Here is an 18,090-nt window from a genome sequence, read left to right as displayed (position 1 = left end):
CATATCCTTTCCAGACTGATCAGTCAAGAAAATGAATGATTTAATTTTCGACAAAGTGGTATAATGGCATTACAGGCTGAATGTTCCTTAACCATTTATGACGGTGTCAATATATAGAGGAGTGAAGCGATATGCATATGCAAATTACAGATTTGGCAGCCCAACGACTGACAGCAAGTTTGAATGATCAACCCGGTTATTTCAAAGTATTTTATGATATGGAGGGCTGCGGATGTAACGGTGTTGTCGTGTTGCTGATTGTTGATGAACTGGGTGCACTGGATGAGCAGATTGAAACCAATTTTGTTCCATTCTACGTGGATCCCAAACACCAGCTTAACCTGGAATCCAGCATGAAATTGGACGCACAAAAAAACTATCCTGCATTTACGCTCAGCAGTGACTCTGGTGTAATCAGTAGTAACCTCCGGCTTCGTGATGCACGCGCTGCCGCGGTAGGTACACCTAGTGCGGAAAACGCTTGTACACTATCCTAAACAGCAGGTAAGCAACGAATTACCACCCTTATAGGGAAAGCATAAGCCTCGGAAAAGGGTACGTTTTTTCTTGATGTAGACCCATCTAACTGCTCCCGATCCAAAGGTTACTGCGTCTGCAAAGATGATTTGTCCAGTTTTCTGGCTTTCTCGCGTACCTGATGCTTGAACCAACTTCTAACGATCATGAGGAACCTTATTTAGGCTCAAATCGACAAAATGAAAATCTAACGATCACCAGTAACGTTATTTCCTTTGAAAACAGTATTTAATTATAAAAAAACGGGCTGTTTTCGAAGAATAAGCCCTCTGGTGATCGTTAAAATTTCAGAACGCATAAAAAGCGGCAAATAGCGTCTGTGGTGATCGTTAGATTTTTTACAGATTGATAGATAGATTAAATCCTTGGGTTACTTGCTTGAATTGCTTTACTTGCACCTCCCCTGACTTTGCTGATGTATAACTTATGCCCTCCCTCTTTATGCTCTTTATTTTGTGTTCTTTGGGCTCTTATGTCTTACTCACTTTCACTTTTATCCTTTCTCTCTCACCGTTTACATACATTTCTCCTTCCAGCATCTTTTGTGCCGCAGCACCCGATCTCCTGCGTCTTCCATATCTCGCAACTGCGATATCCGAACTCCTATCTACTTTTTCAATACTTTTCTAATTTACGATTTTTCCAATACTTTTTTACGATTTGTTGGTTCACATCATAGAAACTGCCGCTAGGATCAGACTCCACTATTTTCAATTGCCAACCTCTTATTTCGAAGATAATATTCTTACTCCCGCCAAATCGGCCAATGAAAAATAGATTCTAGCAAACTTTGTTTACAAGTCGGAAACATTTGGAGAACCTATCGATATAATCCTCCAGTATACTTGGTTTATAGATTAATATATTCCAAGGAGGAACTCCCATCATGTCATCATTTACTCGTAAATCCATCATATCGACGCTACTCGTTGGCTCGGTGCTTGCGGGCACAGCGTTTACTACACTTCCGATTAATCAAATATTTAACCCGGTTGCTTCTGCGGCAAGCTCAAGCTTTTCTCAATTTTTGAAAGATAACGCGCCAAGCCGTACCATTACGACCTCTAGCAAAGGCATTGCTACCGTAACGAACCTATCCAGCACCGTTGTGCTTGTAAATAAAAAAAGAAACCTACCATCTACTTATGAGCCAAAAGATCTGGTCGTTCCTAACATCCCGTTCAGCTTCTCTGGCTCCAGTCCGAAGAAACAGATGCGTAAAGTCGCAGCATCAGCTATTGAGAAATTGTTTGCCGCCGCGAAAAAAGACGGTATCGATATCAAAGCGGTTTCGGGTTACCGTTCTTATGCTACGCAGAAAGCAATCTTTGACCGTAATGCCAGCATCAAAGGCGAAGCTGTTGCCAACAAAACAAGTGCTCGTCCAGGACAGAGCGAACATCAGACCGGACTCGCCATGGACATTTCCAGCGCTTCGGCAGGTTATGATCTGCAGCAAAGTTTTGGCAACACCAAAGAAGGCAAATGGCTGAAAGCCAATGCCCATAAATACGGCTTCATCATCCGTTATGGCAAAGATCAAGAGAAATTAACCGGATATTCATATGAGCCTTGGCACGTTCGTTATGTTGGTGTCTATATCGCTGGCGAGATCACTAGTCAAAAATTAACTCTGGAGCAATATTTGGAACGAGCAAAATAAGTTCTTGATTTGGCAAGCAGCTTAGTTAACTCAATTCGTTCATTTGTAGGTGAATCTGGAGAACGGGGCACACTTGCCCCTTCTCCATATAAATTACAAGATGGCTGTAGTTACAAGAAAGCCTCTTTGCACCCATTTTTTCAGAGAAAATGTTCTTGAGAGCAGTCTCACATCCCATAGGGTTACAGACCATCTTTCAAGTTTTTCAGACTCCAGCAATACGCCGAATCAAAATAGGCAACCGTTTCACACCTTCGGTTCCTGCCCAGGAACTTGCCCCTGCCAGTAAATCGTTGTGGCTCAGATAAAAGGCTGTTTTGTATACAAGGTAACCCAGTATGATCTCCACCACCACAAACTTTTTAAGGGCAGAGGATTCAAAGACATATACTTGAAACTCATGATGCCGCCAAGCTGATTTTAATCTGAGGATGAATGATCTCATGACTCACCTCTGCTGTTTTCTATTAGCGTATGGCGAGCACATCTTGTCTTATTCAAAAATAATACTTACATAAAGTAATTAAGTATGTTATATTCACTTTATAAGCAAGCAAACTATACATAAGTGAGGTAAACAACATGAGCGAATTGGATCAATTGATTAAAAACCGCAGATCTGCTGTTATTTTTGAAGAGGGAATTGAGATTTCAGAGTCCGAACTGGAAGACATGTTTGCTTTGAATAAATTTGCGCCATCCGCATTTAACCTGCAACACACTCATTATCTTGTATTGACCGATGAAGCTCAGAAAGAGAAAGTATATCAGGCTTCGCAACAGTATAAAGTGAAAACAGCTTCTGCGGTCATCATCGTGTTAGGGGATGTCAACGCACATCATCATATTCGCACGATCAACGAAGGATTGCTTAACTTGGGCGCAATGACACCGTTTCAATACGAGCAGGAATCACAGAGCGTTATTGAATTCTACGAAACTCGCGGTAGATTTTTCCAACGTGAGGATGCCATCCGTAACGCCAGCTTATCAGCGATGCAATTCATGCTGATTGCTCAGGATCGTGGCTGGGACACTTGTCCGATGATTGGATTTAATGCTGAAGAGCTGCAGCAGAGCCTTAACATTCCGGATCATTACGTACCTGCGATGATGATTACCATTGGCAAAAAATCAGAATCCAAACAGCGTCCGCGCGGTTATCGCAAACCTATTCATGAGTACGTTAGCTTTAATAAAATGAATGCCGAATAACTGCTATATAACTTGAACTAAAGACTTTACACAGTCCACTCCGAGGACAGAAGAACCTGAAGAGTAGCGGTTATCCCCCGATTTTTTGGACTCCCTTTTCCAAAGGGAAAAATCCGGTGATAAAGGCGAAGCATATGCTTCCGATGCAGCTTTCTTTCAGAAAGCTTTTAGCTTCGCTTTTCTAGGTTTTTTCTGTCCTCTCCGTTAAAGTGTAAAAGAATAGTTAAAATTATATAGATCTTTCCTAAATAAAAAATGCTTGAAAAGCCACGACTTCGACTTCGAGGCTTTTTCGTGTGTACAACTTAATCAAGTTACTGAATGCGTTCATAGCTTTTTTAACATTCCGTTGTTTCAATACGTTTCATATATTAACTCATCCGAGATCTGGAGATCGCTATCGAATGCAACATAGATATAGAGCTGTCCGGCTGGCGTATCGCCAGCATCAAATCCCAACTTTAAACTGCCATCTGCTTGAAATTCTACATCTGCCAGTACCAAAGTATTTGCATCCTCGTCCGGATGAGCTTTACCAATGATGTGAAGTGCCTGTTCTCGCAGGACATGCCATTGTTCCCAAGCAGCTTCGAAAGAAGCGGACAATGCATCCATACCGGCCTTCGTTGAAATTTGTGCCGTGACTTGCAGTTCTCTTCCTTCCTCCTGCAAATTCATATGATACATCGTCGTTTCATTATCATATTGAAATATACCCATGCCTGGGACTTCATGATCCGGTTCAATGATGAGATTATCACCGTACTGCATGCGCTCCATCTTGGAATTATAGCTCACGTCAAGGGATTTCAACTTATTTTCAGAACAATATAGTTCCACAAGTTCGGTATTTTTACGTAAATCCAGTTCACGAATATGATTATTGAAACAACGTACACTTTCCAAACGGTGATTGGAACGGAGATCCAGACTTTTGAGTTGATTGTGATGACAACGAAGCTCTATTAAAGCAGGACAGCCACTGACATCAAGCTCAATAAGATCATTGCTCGCACAATCCAAATAAGTTAGCTGCTCATTATTTACCATATCCAGTGAGAAAAGTGTGTTGTAGCTGCATGCGAGTCTCTGCAATTGCTTTAGATGCCCTACTTTCAGTTCAGAGAGCAAATTCCAGTGACATTCAACAGACTTCAGCTTTTGATTCTGCGCCAGTTCCAGTTTACGCAGACGATTAAAGCTACAGTCCAGTGTTTCAAGCTGTGTATTGGAGTGCAGATTTAGTTCGACAATTTGATTTTCTCTGCATAATAACGTTTTCAACTTCAAATTATGTTCAACATTCAGACTGACCAAAGCATTATATGTGCAATCGAGAACTTTGAGTTCCGTGAAATATTCAATGCCCTTAAGATTTTTCATACCGACTTTTGGAAGCTCCAGGGTCTCCACTTCACTCACATCTTGTGCCCGAATATAACCTCGTTGATCACCATAATTTGCTAATATGTATTGCTTGAAAAGTTCATCTGTAAAGGCATTTGTAATATCCATTCCATCCATACTCACCATCCATTCTCCCTCCTAACCACTTTTACGTACGGCTCACTGTACATATCATATCATGCCTATTTTATGAGTTCTTTGAGTGGTTTACAATGCTACCAAACTATCATTTCTCTACGATGTCCCTTACTGAATCAACATTTTTACCGACTTTCTAAAAAAAGTATACATTATTTTTTATAACATGTTAGCATTCTTCAAGTAAGCATAATGTCTAATTAGGAGATGATAATCATAGGTAAGAAAAACTTGTATCTCGAACAGCTTCGCCCCTTCCGTATGGCATTTGTACGTCACACTGGCCCTTATGGCCCTTCAAACATGCAGACAATGGAAAAACTGAAACAATGGGCGAAGCAGAAAGAACTGCTGAAGGAAGATGCCATCCTGTACGGTATTCCTCAAGATGATCCTCGGGTAACTATGCCAGAACATTGCAGGTATGATGCGTGTATAGTGATTAGCGATGATTTTCATTTTGAACAAGAGCCTGGCCTTGATATTAGCTTGGGAAAATCACCCGGTGGAAACTACCTCACGATCACAATTCCACATACGACTGAGGGTATTCAGAGAGCCTGGAATGAGATGATTTCACAATTACACTTGTATGGCTATAGCATGAATAATACAAAACCTGTGATCGAAAGATATCGTCTTTCACTGCTTAATCAGCATTTATGCGAATTTTGTATTCCTGTAACAACCTATTAAAGCAATTTACATTCCGCATATTTTATGCCGGACTTAGCCTTTTATACTCCCTAATGATTGAATATAAACAGAAAAGTGACTTCCATTGAAGTCACTTTTCTACGTTTCATCTGTTATTGATTTGACTACACCAAAATTGCACTCATCGTTTCATCATTAACAGACTATGCATTTCATATTAAAATGCCCAGTTTCCCTTGCGGAATACCGGCTCAATCGTGCCGTCCTGTAACTCCCCGTCAATGTCCAGTTCCGCAGAACCAATCATGAAATCGACATGCGTCAAACTTACATTGCATTCATGTTTCAGCAATTCTTCATTCGACATCGCCGTGCCGCCCTTCATGTTGAACGGATACGCACTTCCGACAGCCAGATGGCAGGATGCATTCTCATCAATACCCGTATTATAGAAAATACGATTCAGATTCGAGATTGGCGAATCATGCGGCACGAGCGCCACTTCTCCCAAGTAACGAGCCCCCTCGTCTGTCGCAAACAGGTTCTTCAGATGTTCTTCGCCAGAAGCTGCTGTATATGCAACAACCTGACCCTCTTTAAATGTAATTCGCATCTGATCTACCAGCTGTCCGTTCAGATTCAGCGGCATCGTGCTACTAACATAACCGTTAACACCGCTACGCTTCGGCATCGTAAATACCTCTTCTGTCGGCATATTTGCTACGGTGTAGACCCCTTGTTTGTTTTCACTGCCGCCACCGCCCCAGATGTGGTTGTTCACCAGTTCAATTTTCAGATCCGTACCTGGTGCACGATAGTGCAGGCTCTTATAATTTTTCTGATTGAGCAAGTCACTCATTTTGTTCAACGTCTCAATATGCTCTTTCCAGTTCTGTACAGGATCTCCGCCGTCCACACGATTCATCTTGAAAATGGTATCCCACATTACGTGGATGCGATCTTCCTCAGGAATGTCGGCAAACACTTTATTGGCCCAAGCTTTGGTTGGGGCCTTGATCAGACACCAGCTAATTTCATGGTTACGTGTATATTTGGAATAGCCTTTGCGCGCCTCTGCCGCCGCTTTGGTTGCACGGGATACGTTGGTCGCTTCAATTCCGTTGTACAAGTCTGGGTCAGGCACTTTAATTGTCAGTGTCGCTCCTCCAGCTTCGGCGAAACGTTCCATCATGTCGCCTTTCCACTTCGGATAATAATCAAAGCTGTCATCCGAACCATGCTCAAACCGGCTACGTGTAATTTTATCGTCCTCAAAATCGACTTGTACATAATTGGCTCCGGCCGCGTATGCTTTTTGGGCGATCAGACGGGTAAATTCCAGCGTTTCAATCGGTGCTGTTACCAGTAGGTCTTGTCCCTTCTGGATATTCACACCCACTTTAACCACTAGTTCAGCGTATTGTTCCAATGATGTTGCAAAAGATTGTTCAAACGAGCTCATGTTAGGTTCACTCCTGCTTTGGTAAGATTCAAATTGCTGTATTCTCAAACATTAACATCAAAGATGCTGTTTCATCTATTGCCTCTACATTGCTCTATACACAGTCCGCAAACTAACCGTTGCGTTTTTCCTGTTCACGGAGTTCAATGCGGCGAATTTTACCTGAGTTGGTCTTGGGTAGATCTGTCACAAATTCAATTTTGCGTGGATATTTGTAAGGTGCCGTCCATTCCTTCACATGTCTTTGCAGTTCATGCGCGAGTTCCGATGACGCTTGGGAAAAGTCTCGTAGCACTACAAAGGCTTTGACAATGTTGCCCCGAATTTCGTCTGGACTAGCCACGACAGCACATTCTTTCACACTTTCATGTTTCATCAGCGCTTCTTCTACCTCAAATGGCCCAATCGTATATCCCGAGCTGATGATGATATCATCACTTCGGCCTTCAAACCAGAAGTACCCATCTTCATCTTTGCTTGCCCGGTCACCTGTGACAAAATATTCCCCGCGCTGGTTCGCTTCCTTGCGACCCTCGTCCTGATAATAAGCACGGAACAGCGCAGGCATGTCCTGATGCACAGCAATATCTCCAACCTCTCCAGCAGGTAGTGGTTGCCCATCTTCACCGATAATCTCGATCAATCCCGGGGTAATGGACTGACCCATCGAGCCTATGCGCACAGGCGCATCCTTCAAACTGCCAATTAACAGCGTGCTTTCCGTCTGTCCGTAACCATCGCGGATGGTGAGATCGAAATGACGCTGGAAGATTTCAATGACTTCCTGATTCAGCGGTTCTCCCGCCGATACAGCGCTACGAAGATGGGATAAATCATAATGTCCGAGATCATCCGTTTTAGCCATCAGACGGTATTCCGTCGGTGTACAGCAGAGCACGTTAATCTGATGGGCCTGCATCAACTCCAGGTAACGCTTCGGCTGGAATGAGCCGTTGTATACCAAACCTGTTGCTCCTCTTCCGAGTACCGACAGGAACGGGCTCCAGATCCACTTTTGCCATCCAGGTGCCGCTGTTGCCCATACCATATCGGTCGGCTGGATATCCAGCCATAACGTGGATGCAATTCGCAGGTGTGCATAACCCCAGCCGTGGCTATGTACGACGCCCTTTGGATTGCCCGTCGTGCCTGAGGTATATGCCAGAATGGCCATGTCATCGCGGTGCGTCTGAACAGCAACCATTTCATCCGGCTGATTCTGCATCAATTGATGTACGTTAACCCAGCCTTCTCCAGGAACAGTGTGGTCTCCGTTAGGGGATGCAACGATACGATGGGCAAGTGCTGGCAGGTCGGAATCCATTTTTTCCACTTCCGATGTGGTCTCAGACCAGACAATGACTGCCTTCGCCGATGAATGGCGCAGACGATATTCCAAATCTTTCGCACGCAACATCTCCGAGGATGGAATCACAGCAATGCCGAGTTTCAGACAGGCGATATATATCACATAAGCGATAATCCGGCGTGGTACCATGACCAGCACCCGATCTCCTTTCACCAAACCAAGCTCACGCAGTCCTCCAGCCAGACGGTTCGCCTGTTTTAACAAATCACCGTACGTAATCTCTTCTACTTCTTGCTGATCGCTGAGCCATCTAAGTGCAATCCGATCTGACGGGTGGTTCTCCATCTCGGATGTCAGGTTATAGGTTTCAGGCGCAATCCACTGTTCAAAATTCAAATGGAGCCTCTCCTTTATCATTCAACTTATATATCGTCTTTATATTATACATCAAATCCTATGACCAGGTACTATGAACAACAACCTTTTTATCATAAGAACAGGACTTTCTCATTCCATTTCGTGATTATTTTAGAGGTTACTTTGTTTTGAAGGCATGTATGCTGAGGGGTTCAACTCCTCACTCTCGATCACGATAGCTGTTAGACCGGTCTCTGAGACAGTTTCATGCCATTCTCCGTTTTCCCAAAAAACAGCCTCTCCCGCTTTTATTTCGATAAAATCATCGTTCCCGCTTCGCACCTGTCCTGCTCCTGTCATAATAAGCATTAATTGCGGTGAAACCGCCTGGTGGTATCCAACCACACCGTTAACGGGTAAATGCATGCAGCCTATATGCGCGTTACCGCTCGTTTGGATGATCCGAGACATCACAAAATTCGAATCAAATTTCGTGATTTGCTTGCCGCTATCTTGATCAAATCGATAAAACTCCATGATGCATCTCCCTTTCTTGCTCGTCTGATAACCTGATCACGAATCATTCCAGTATAAACCTTATGCTACTCGATACGCCAGTTCTTCCCTTCTGAACATAAAAAGTACCCCTTCTCTATTAGAGAAAAGGTACTCATTGTAACACGTTTTGTATACAGAGCATTTACCAAGGATAATTGCCGATCCCGTCCAAAATCGTATCCATCTCACTCAGCTCTGCCGTTGTTAATTCCGGAGCCTTGAGCGCAGCAACGTTTTCTTCAATCTGTGATACACGACTGGCTCCAATCAATGCAGACGTTACACGACTACCCCGTAATACCCAGTTGAGTGCAAGTTGTGAAATCGTCTGTCCTCTTCGTTCTGCCACGGCTTGCAACGCTTCGAATTTCGCGATACGTTCGTCGGTATACGATTCTTTTTTCAGACTTCCTGTAGGATTCGCCCGTTCCGCTTTGATTTTGTCCACGTATTTGTTCGTCAACTGCCCCCGGCCGAGTGGGCAAAACGCGATAGAACCTACACCTTGCTCATCCAGCACATCTTGCAGACCATCTTCAATCCAGCGATTTAACATGGAATAGTTTGGCTGATGAACGAGGCACGGCGTGCCAAGCCTTTGCAGAATGGTTACCGCTTCCTGAGTCTGCTGTGCATTATAGTTGGACAAGCCCACATATAATGCCTTCCCTTGCCTTACGATGTGATCCAGCGCTGTCATCGTTTCTTCAAGTGGCGTGTCCGGATCTGGACGATGATGATAGAAAATGTCGACATAATCCAATCCCATTCGGCGCAGGCTCTGGTCGAGACTGGCAATCAAGTTTTTACGGGAGCCCCATTCGCCGTAAGGACCGCTCCACATATGGTACCCCGCCTTAGAAGAGATCAACAGCTCATCCCGGTAAGGACGCAGATGTTTGTGGTAGATCACGCCGAAGTTCTCTTCTGCTGATCCTGGGGGTGGTCCATAGTTATTCGCCAGATCAAAATGGTTAATACCGAGATCGAACGCACGTAAAATCATTTCTTCCTGAATATCGAGCGTGCGATTGCCGCCAAAATTCTGCCATAATCCCAGTGCAATCTGCGGCAATTTAATGCCGGATCTGCCTGAGCGAGAATAGCTCATATCATTGTAACGTTGTTCATTTGCAATATAAGGCATCGTTCATTCACTCTTTTCTGTAAAGTTGGTTAAGCTCGGCCGTTAACACTCTTTTATCTTAGTCATTTCCTTACATAAACGATATGGTTTTTCACTACATTGATATGTAAAAATGATCGTTATAACTGTAATTAGACTTTAATTTATGTAACATTTATATTTTAATATATGTTAAAATGCAAGAATCAACTGATTCACACAGGAGTGGACGCAATGATTACGTATATGTTCAAAAACACGCATTTTCAGGAGCTGCAGCTCCTTCATTATGGTACTGAAGCTTGTACACCCGGGCACCACTTCGGGCCAGCCATGAGAGATTACTATAAAATTCATTATGTCCTGAACGGCAAGGGCACATTTGAAGTTGCAGGGAAGACCTACCATCTACAGAAGGGACAAGGCTTCCTGATCGTGCCTCATTCCGTGGTGCATTATAAGGCTGATCAAGATGATCCATGGGAGTATAGCTGGGTTGCGTTTCAGGGCATACACAGTACTTCCTTTTTACAACAAGCCGCTTTATCGGAACAACAGCCTGTCTTTAATCTCGGTGACGAAGACGACGAGATGCGTTCTTGTCTGCACCGCATCGTTCATTCTCGCACGGCTCATAAAGGCTGGGAGATTAGTATGACCGGATGGCTGTATCAATTTTTTTCCATTTTAATCGATCATGCGCATGACGAGAACGTACAAACCACCGTAGATTACGGCAAAGAAACATATGTAACCCAGGTGATTGATTTTATCGAGATGAACTATGCCAACAACATTACTGTACAGTCCATCGCTTCTCACATCGGCTTGCAGCGAAGTTATCTGTGTTCCCTCTTTAAAGATCAGATCGGAAGCAGCATTCAGTCTTATCTCGTCCATTATCGTATGCGCAGAGCAGCCGAGCTGACGCTTGATCTTAACCTGAGTATCGGGGATATTGCCCGTTCCGTGGGATATGCAGACCAGCTCCTTTTCTCCAAAATGTTCAAAAAAGTGGTGGGCGAAGCTCCCACCTATTATCGCAAACACAAAACAGCACCTTCCCCATGACCCCATGTGTCGGAAGGTGCTTTCCTATTAGAAAGATTATAAGATTTACACGTTTTCAGGCATGGCAATGCCGACAACCTGCACTTTAACCTCTTTGACAATTACGCCTGCCATCTGCTCCACCGCTTGCTGTACGTTATGCTGCAGTTCTTGGCAGACCTCATGCATTTTGCGGCCATATTGTACATTAATGCGCAATTGAATGGATGCTTCATCATTTTGAATATGCACGTCAATTCCTTTTTGCAGACTTTTGCCGCTAATGCTCTTGGCAAGCCCTTCCGTCAGCCCAACTGACATCGAAGACACCCCTGGAGTAGTTTGTGCGGCCATGCCAACAATTTTGGACACGACATCGTTAGAAATATGAATGGTTCCGAGCTGAACCGCTGGAGGGGCAATATATTCCGCTTCTGCTACACTTTTTTCAATCATTTCAGACATAAGTTCCTCTCCTTATGATCTTTTTTGTTGTTCTAAGTATGGTGTTATCCCTTCTATTCTACCACGGTTTACGAGCAGTTACATTTCTGCCCTATGGGTAGCTCTCCTAAGAGCCTAAGCATTCTGCCACTTTTCCTTGAAAAACATCTGATAGATTCGAACCAGCAATATTTTCACAATCATATAAACAGGAATAATAATGAGGATGCCAATGATTCCACCGAGATCGCCAGCACCCAATACCAGAATAATCGTCGTCAGCGGGTGAATATCCAGCTTTTTACCGAAAACGTACGGTGCAACGAGATTATCCTGAATCTGCTGCGCTACGAGAATAATTACAAGTGACCAGATGGCAACCGATGGTGATACAACCAGTCCCATAATGACGATGGGGATTGAAGAAACAATCGCTCCGATAAAGGGTATAAAATTCAAAATGACCGCGACCACCGTCAACAGCAGTGCATACGGAAGCCCGATAAACAGAAAACCGATGTACATCAACACCCCGAGAGCCAGATTAACTAGCACTCTGCCAACAATGAATCCACTCAGAGCCTGATCAATTTCAAGCACCACTTCGCGGCTGTCTTTCTGGAATCGTTTAGGGGCAATGTTCACCAATTTGCGTCCAAACAACTTGTCCTGCTTCAGCATGTAAAAAAGAATGATCGGGAACGTAAACAGAATGATTGCAAAGCTGGAAATCAACGAAATGAAGCCACTCACATAGTTGGTTACAAACGTAAATCCTTTATTCACATACTCCGTAACCTGCGATAATGGCGTGGAATCATTCGGGAACAACGCCTGAATCGCACCATTCTGCTCCAAATCTTTTAATTGCAGACTAAGTGCGTTCAATAGATTAGGTGCATTTTCGACCAGGTTCACCAGTTGCTCTCGCAAAGAAGGCCACAGCCCCACAATAAACGCCACACCAAGCATAATAGCCACAACGTAGATTAGCAGAATACTTAGCGTTCGATTCAAATATTTTAATTTCTCCAAATAACCCACAAGCGGCCGTAACAAGTAATAAAAAAATACAGACAGCATCATTGGCACAGTAATTACTGTAACCATAGTAACCAGCGGTTGAAAAATAAAGCTCACACGGGATAATAAATAGATATTAACCAAAATCAGGGCCAGTGCAATACTGAACCGAACAAAAGCATTGCTTTTTAACAATCAATTCCCCTCCACATCGCCGTTCTTCTTCTTTGAATTATTCTTTTTTCTCTATTTATTATTACTATATATCAAGTCCCTTCATTCCTGCTAATCCCTATATCTTAAATCTTTCTTAACTAAAAAAGAAAACCCTGACCTACCGGCCAAGGCTACTAAAAAGCAGTGAAATGTATAAGGTGCACTGCTAATTTACACCAGCTTCGAATACATATGACGCAGATAACGCCAGCGTACCAAGGCAAAGAAAACAACCTGCATCGTAACAAACACCATAAATACGCCAAGGCTATGATCTAGAACCGAAAATTGAACCATCTGATAGAGTGCTGCAAATGCCACCGAGCTGTGAATCAATGCGATCAGAAGCGGCAGGAAAAACATCAGCACGAGTTGCCTTGTTACGATTTTGCGGAGCTCAGGGCGGCTAAGCCCCATTTTACCAATCATGCGATACTGTGCCTCATCCCGTTCGAGGTCCGCATACAACCTGAAATAGGTGAAACTCGCCGCAAAGGTGAAAAATACAATACCGATCAACCCACTTACAATGAGAATAATTCCGTTGGTTTGTTTGTTATTCAGCCAATCTACGACAAGAGAACTGAAGTTGATATATCCCTTCTCCGGGCGGTCCTTCTCAATCGCATCCAGCAATTCCGGAGCAAAGTTGCGCGTCGACATCCAGTCTTTTACCACAAAAAACGTCGTCTGATCGGAGTAAAAATCAACATTCATCTTAATCTCTGCAATGTATGCTTCTCGAATCTTGGAATACAGGTCATCGGAAACAACGTAGACGCCCGCCTCACCCTCCATCGGAATCACGATATCGGTTGCCGGTGGCAACATCTGCATTTGTAAATGCTGCTGTTCACCAACATACAAGTCAGCGGAGTATGGGTAACTGTCCTCTTTCGTATCTAACAGTTTATTGCGTGCAGTAATATTGGGAGCTGTATTAAACGCCAGATCATTGCGATCCAGGACCCGTTCTTCATAACCAAGTGCTTTGGCAAGACGGTTATATGAACTCAGTTTGATGATGTAGTTGTTATTGTTCTCATAGAGAGGCTGATAACTACCTTTTACATATGGAACTTCATGATTAACCAGCGTCTCTTCAATTTTTCGGATCTGACGATCAACGACAGCTAAATCCGTAAAGCCCGAATTTGTATAGGTAAAAGCATATGGATTCGTCATGGAAGACAGCCTTGGATCACCTAGGGTCAGCATGCTGCCAATTCCCGTAAACGCAGAAGCAGAGATGACACTGACCATAAAAAACATCACCGCATTATCCTTCATCCGATAGGTAAGCTCGGACAGGAAGAGCAGATTGGTTTTACGTAGAAATAACCCTTCATTCCTTTTTAGTGCCCGAATGACATACACGCTAAGCTGCGTAAACAATAGATACGTACCTGCAATTACACTGAACACACCGCCAAACAATAAAGGGAAAATATATGTCCCCCACGCGAAGATAAATACACCTGTATACCCTCCACCAATCAACACAACCGAGAGCAGCGAGAATAGCGGGGATGCCTTCGGTTCAGGCTTTGGTTTTTCCTCTGACTTCACCAGCTCAATCAACGTTCCCTTACGAATAAGCAATGAGGAAGACAGAGCAATCACTACAAAGAGCAACAGAAACGCTCCGGCTGTCAGGAGAATTCCTTTGAGTGGAAAATAAAACCTCAGACTGTTCTCCACTGCAAGCATGGAACCGCAAATGAGCAAAACTAATTTACCGAAGATCAGTCCAAGTCCGATACCTGCCACGATGGAGGCTAAGCCGATACACATATTTTCCATAAATAAAAGCCGGTTCATCTGCTTGCGAGTCATGCCGATGATCAGGAAGATGCCAAACTCCTTCTTCCGCGTCTTCAGAAATGAACCGACCGAATACAGCAGAAACAGGAAAGAGAATATGAAAATGATGATTTCAGCAATCATCAGACCCTGATTAGCAAGCACCGTCACCGTCTGGGAAGAACCTTTCAAACCATCTTGTAAATCCGGATGAAACAGCAATAACGCATAGATAAAAAAGATCATGACGGAGAACGTACTACTCAGAAAATGAGCCAGATAAATCCGTTTGTTTCGAACTACGTTATTAATGGCGAACTGGCGAAAATTCATGTCCAGAGCCTCCCATCAGGGATAATACGTTAATAATCTTCTGATAGAAGGCCGCCCGATTATCACCGTAATGAATTTCATTATATAACTGACCATCCTTAATGAAGACCACTCGGCTACAGTAACTGGCCGCAACGGCATCGTGGGTCACAAGCAACATCGTCGCCTGATCCTCTCGATTGCGCTGTTCAAGAATCTCCATCACATCCTTGGCCGCCTTGGAGTCCAGATTCCCTGTCGGCTCATCTGCCAGAATCAGCTTGGGAGAATGGATTAACGCCCGAGCGATCGCTGTCCGCTGTGCCTGTCCACCTGATATTTCATACGTGCGTTTGTTTAAAATCCCTTCAATGCCCAATTTGCTTGCAAGCTCAGCTACTCGCGCATTCATCTCCCGAACGGAAACACCGTCTAATGTTAAGGGGAGCACGATATTTTCCTTCACCGTTAACGTGTTAAGCAGGTTAAAGGATTGAAAAACGAAGCCCAATTCACGTCGCCGGAACAAGGCAAGCTTATCCGAATCCAACTCAAACGGGTTCTGACCCGCGATCCGTAACTCTCCTGATGTGGGATGATCAATAGTTGAAATCATGTTCAGCAGCGTTGTTTTGCCACTTCCTGACGGTCCCATGATACCTACGAACTCGCCTTCCTGAATGCCAAGATCAATGCCTGACAAAGCCTCGTAAGAAACCACACCTTTGTAGATTTTACTGATTTGTTTGACGGAGCATATCTCCATACGTACAACTCCTTTAACGACTAACGTCTAATTTTAACTTCTTGTTACTTATCTTGATGCTTCTTATGTTCTTGGCTAACCTTCTGACTACAGTCTACCCGATGATTCCTCTATTCTCCTATGGCTTAACCTTTCACCAACATGACAATATTGTAAGATTCGGCTCATTTATGAAAAGGCAGGAAAAAGACGCCTTCCTCCAGCACGGCAAAAGACGTCGTTATATTAATATTTAACTTATGGTTAACTCATATTCAATCATACATAAGTAAGGTTTAACTCGAGTTTAATTCACGATTTCTTGCATTCAAGCCAAAAATGTTATTCGGACCGTCGTTCCTTCCCCATATACCGATTCAAGCTCAATCTGATGATTCATACGTGTCAGCACTTCTTTTGCGATGTACAGCCCCATACCAGTAGACTCCTTAAAATGCCTTCCGTTCTCCCCGGTGAAAAAGGGTCTAAACACCCGGTTCAGGTCCGATTTGGGTATGCCAATCCCATGATCCTGAACTTCCAGTATAACCTTCTGCTCCGCTTCGTAGGCGCGAAGATGCACTTTCTGTCCACTGCCTGCAGCATACTTGATGGCATTGGATAACAGCTGTACCAACACAAATCGAATCCACTTTGCATCGGATTGCACCACTAGCGAAGCATCCATCTGCATCTCGGGATACACATGGTTGCGAATGAAAAATCGTTTCAACTCATGAATCGCTTCTTCACCTACCGCTCGCAGTTCAACCGGTTCAACGCTGAAGTCCTGCTCGAAGGTATCCAGCCTTGCGACATATAGGACCGTTTCCAATCCCCGTCGCATCTGATCTGCTTCCTCGCGAATACTGCGAAAACGAGCATCATCGTCCTCTTCTTCTTCCACGGTCAGCTCAATGACCGATAACGGTGTTTTCATCTGGTGCACCCACTGGTTCATAAACGTAAGATATTCCTGTTGCTTTTGTTCGAGCCGGCTCAGATGTGCGTGATATTGACCGTACTGGGAATCCAGCAGTTTTTCCAAAGAGGCTGATAACGGTGTTGTTTCATGTAATGCTACCAATTCAATCAGCGAATTCACGGGCTGTGTCATACGGGTGTAAAAGGCTCGATGCGACATGTAACGATACACGAGATAACCGACATACAAAAACAAACCTAATCCTACGGCATATAGCGCTGTCTTCCAATGGTCGTATCCATCGTACCAAAATACAGCAACCACGGTGAACATCATCGCGAACACCCAGCACGTCAGAGCGATATGTTCTCGGATAAACAGCTTCATAACGATGGTGCCGCTTTCCAGTTATTAATCAGCCTGTATCCGGAGCCTCTCACCGTTTCCAGCGCATCGGTAATGCCTAGTTCGGCAAGACGTTTCCGTACCCGCGTAATATTAACGCTAAGGGTATTATCATCCACAAACGAGTCATCCCATAACTTCTCCAAAATGGTTTCCCGACTGACCAGCTTTGGACTGCGGCGCATCAGCGTTTCCAGCAGAATCGTTTCCTTCTTGGTGAGTTGCACTTTCTGATCGCCGAGTTCAATCTCAAGCCTTTCCAAGTACACCACGAGCCCGTTCAGTTCGACCTTACGTTCTTCATCTCGGGCCGCATAATCGCCATACACCCGGCGCAACTGACTGCGAATTTTAGCCATAACAATCTCGTGTTCAAACGGCTTGGTAATATAATCATCGGCCCCGTTCTCCAGCGCCATAACCTGATCCATCTTACCACTCCTCGCGGAAATAAACAGGATCGGACATGTCGATATTGTTCGAATCTGCCTGCACCAGTAAAACCCGTCGTAGCTTGGCAAGTTGATATCCAGTAACACAACATGAGGCTGGAGCTGTTTGAATTGTTCCGTCACCTGCTCAAAGTCTTCGACTAATACAGCTCGGTCCCCATAACGCTCGATATGCGATTTCAGCAGTCCCGCAATTTTGGGATCATCTTCGATAATCATAATGGTATACATTTAAAGCTCTCTCCTCTAACCTGTTATGATGGCAACCTTCTCTCTGTTTCTGTTC

General features: G+C 44.0%; 17 protein-coding genes. 5 read left to right on the top strand and 12 right to left on the bottom strand.

Going from position 1 to position 18,090, the window contains the following annotated elements:
* The first annotated feature begins 131 nt into the window (after positions 1 to 131).
* Positions 132 to 497: an iron-sulfur cluster biosynthesis family protein gene (locus tag FS818_RS05600; RefSeq protein WP_145330367.1), complete on the top strand. Its 366-nt coding sequence runs from the start codon at positions 132 to 134 to the stop codon at positions 495 to 497.
* A 926-nt stretch (positions 498 to 1,423) separates the two neighbouring features.
* Positions 1,424 to 2,200: a M15 family metallopeptidase gene (locus tag FS818_RS05595; protein ID WP_145330365.1), complete on the top strand. Its 777-nt coding sequence runs from the start codon at positions 1,424 to 1,426 to the stop codon at positions 2,198 to 2,200.
* Positions 2,201 to 2,405: 205 nt separating this feature from the next.
* Here the strand turns inward: FS818_RS05595 and FS818_RS05590 are convergent, their stop codons facing one another.
* The gene (locus tag FS818_RS05590; RefSeq protein ID WP_145330363.1) at positions 2,406 to 2,645 is read right to left on the bottom strand and encodes a hypothetical protein; all 240 of its coding nucleotides are present in this window, start codon (positions 2,643 to 2,645) and stop codon (positions 2,406 to 2,408) included.
* 137 nt (positions 2,646 to 2,782) lie between these two features.
* Between FS818_RS05590 and FS818_RS05585 the strand changes: the two genes are divergently transcribed.
* The gene (locus tag FS818_RS05585) at positions 2,783 to 3,415 is read left to right on the top strand and encodes a nitroreductase family protein (protein ID WP_145330361.1); all 633 of its coding nucleotides are present in this window, start codon (positions 2,783 to 2,785) and stop codon (positions 3,413 to 3,415) included.
* 354 nt (positions 3,416 to 3,769) lie between these two features.
* On the opposite strand, the gene FS818_RS05580 is transcribed toward FS818_RS05585, so the two are convergent.
* Positions 3,770 to 4,948 (bottom strand): leucine-rich repeat domain-containing protein, encoded by a 1,179-nt coding sequence (locus FS818_RS05580; RefSeq protein WP_260989789.1) that lies wholly within the window; start codon positions 4,946 to 4,948, stop codon positions 3,770 to 3,772.
* 219 nt (positions 4,949 to 5,167) lie between these two features.
* Between FS818_RS05580 and FS818_RS05575 the strand changes: the two genes are divergently transcribed.
* Positions 5,168 to 5,656: an AraC family transcriptional regulator gene (locus FS818_RS05575; RefSeq protein ID WP_145330359.1), complete on the top strand. Its 489-nt coding sequence runs from the start codon at positions 5,168 to 5,170 to the stop codon at positions 5,654 to 5,656.
* Between the two features lie 178 nt (positions 5,657 to 5,834).
* Here FS818_RS05575 and FS818_RS05570 read toward each other — a convergent pair whose 3' ends face one another.
* The 4 genes from FS818_RS05570 to FS818_RS05555 form a co-directional block, all read right to left on the bottom strand.
* Positions 5,835 to 7,079 (bottom strand): aminopeptidase, encoded by a 1,245-nt coding sequence (locus FS818_RS05570; protein WP_145330357.1) that lies wholly within the window; start codon positions 7,077 to 7,079, stop codon positions 5,835 to 5,837.
* A 112-nt stretch (positions 7,080 to 7,191) separates the two neighbouring features.
* Positions 7,192 to 8,805, bottom strand: a complete 1,614-nt coding sequence (mbcS, locus tag FS818_RS05565) for an acyl-CoA synthetase MbcS (protein ID WP_145330355.1) — start codon at positions 8,803 to 8,805, stop codon at positions 7,192 to 7,194.
* 111 nt (positions 8,806 to 8,916) lie between these two features.
* The gene (locus FS818_RS05560; protein WP_145330353.1) at positions 8,917 to 9,282 is read right to left on the bottom strand and encodes a cupin; all 366 of its coding nucleotides are present in this window, start codon (positions 9,280 to 9,282) and stop codon (positions 8,917 to 8,919) included.
* Positions 9,283 to 9,445: 163 nt separating this feature from the next.
* A complete protein-coding gene (locus tag FS818_RS05555; RefSeq protein WP_145330351.1) occupies positions 9,446 to 10,450 on the bottom strand; it encodes an aldo/keto reductase in 1,005 nt (334 codons plus the stop codon).
* 213 nt (positions 10,451 to 10,663) lie between these two features.
* Between FS818_RS05555 and FS818_RS05550 the strand changes: the two genes are divergently transcribed.
* Positions 10,664 to 11,500 (top strand): AraC family transcriptional regulator, encoded by an 837-nt coding sequence (locus FS818_RS05550; RefSeq protein WP_145330349.1) that lies wholly within the window; start codon positions 10,664 to 10,666, stop codon positions 11,498 to 11,500.
* Between the two features lie 45 nt (positions 11,501 to 11,545).
* Here the strand turns inward: FS818_RS05550 and FS818_RS05545 are convergent, their stop codons facing one another.
* The 6 genes from FS818_RS05545 to FS818_RS05520 form a co-directional block, all read right to left on the bottom strand.
* A complete protein-coding gene (locus FS818_RS05545) occupies positions 11,546 to 11,944 on the bottom strand; it encodes an Asp23/Gls24 family envelope stress response protein (RefSeq protein WP_145330347.1) in 399 nt (132 codons plus the stop codon).
* A 114-nt stretch (positions 11,945 to 12,058) separates the two neighbouring features.
* The gene (locus FS818_RS05540) at positions 12,059 to 13,141 is read right to left on the bottom strand and encodes an AI-2E family transporter (RefSeq protein ID WP_145330345.1); all 1,083 of its coding nucleotides are present in this window, start codon (positions 13,139 to 13,141) and stop codon (positions 12,059 to 12,061) included.
* A 192-nt stretch (positions 13,142 to 13,333) separates the two neighbouring features.
* Positions 13,334 to 15,298, bottom strand: a complete 1,965-nt coding sequence (locus FS818_RS05535; RefSeq protein WP_145330343.1) for an FtsX-like permease family protein — start codon at positions 15,296 to 15,298, stop codon at positions 13,334 to 13,336.
* Complete coding sequence (locus FS818_RS05530; RefSeq protein ID WP_145330341.1) at positions 15,273 to 16,043, bottom strand: ABC transporter ATP-binding protein; 771 nt, start codon at positions 16,041 to 16,043, stop codon at positions 15,273 to 15,275. Before FS818_RS05530 ends, FS818_RS05535 begins: the two co-directional genes overlap by 26 nt.
* 307 nt (positions 16,044 to 16,350) lie before the next feature.
* The gene (locus FS818_RS05525) at positions 16,351 to 17,334 is read right to left on the bottom strand and encodes a sensor histidine kinase (RefSeq protein WP_145330339.1); all 984 of its coding nucleotides are present in this window, start codon (positions 17,332 to 17,334) and stop codon (positions 16,351 to 16,353) included.
* Positions 17,331 to 18,035 (bottom strand): response regulator transcription factor, encoded by a 705-nt coding sequence (locus FS818_RS05520; RefSeq protein ID WP_145330337.1) that lies wholly within the window; start codon positions 18,033 to 18,035, stop codon positions 17,331 to 17,333. Before FS818_RS05520 ends, FS818_RS05525 begins: the two co-directional genes overlap by 4 nt.
* Positions 18,036 to 18,090 lie beyond the last annotated feature (55 nt).

Origin of the sequence: Paenibacillus xylanexedens, assembly GCF_007680605.1 — a bacterium.
Classification (GTDB): domain Bacteria; phylum Bacillota; class Bacilli; order Paenibacillales; family Paenibacillaceae; genus Paenibacillus; species Paenibacillus xylanexedens_B.
The sequence above is the reverse complement of the archived record's forward strand: the minus strand, read 5'-3'. Positions and strand labels throughout refer to the sequence as shown.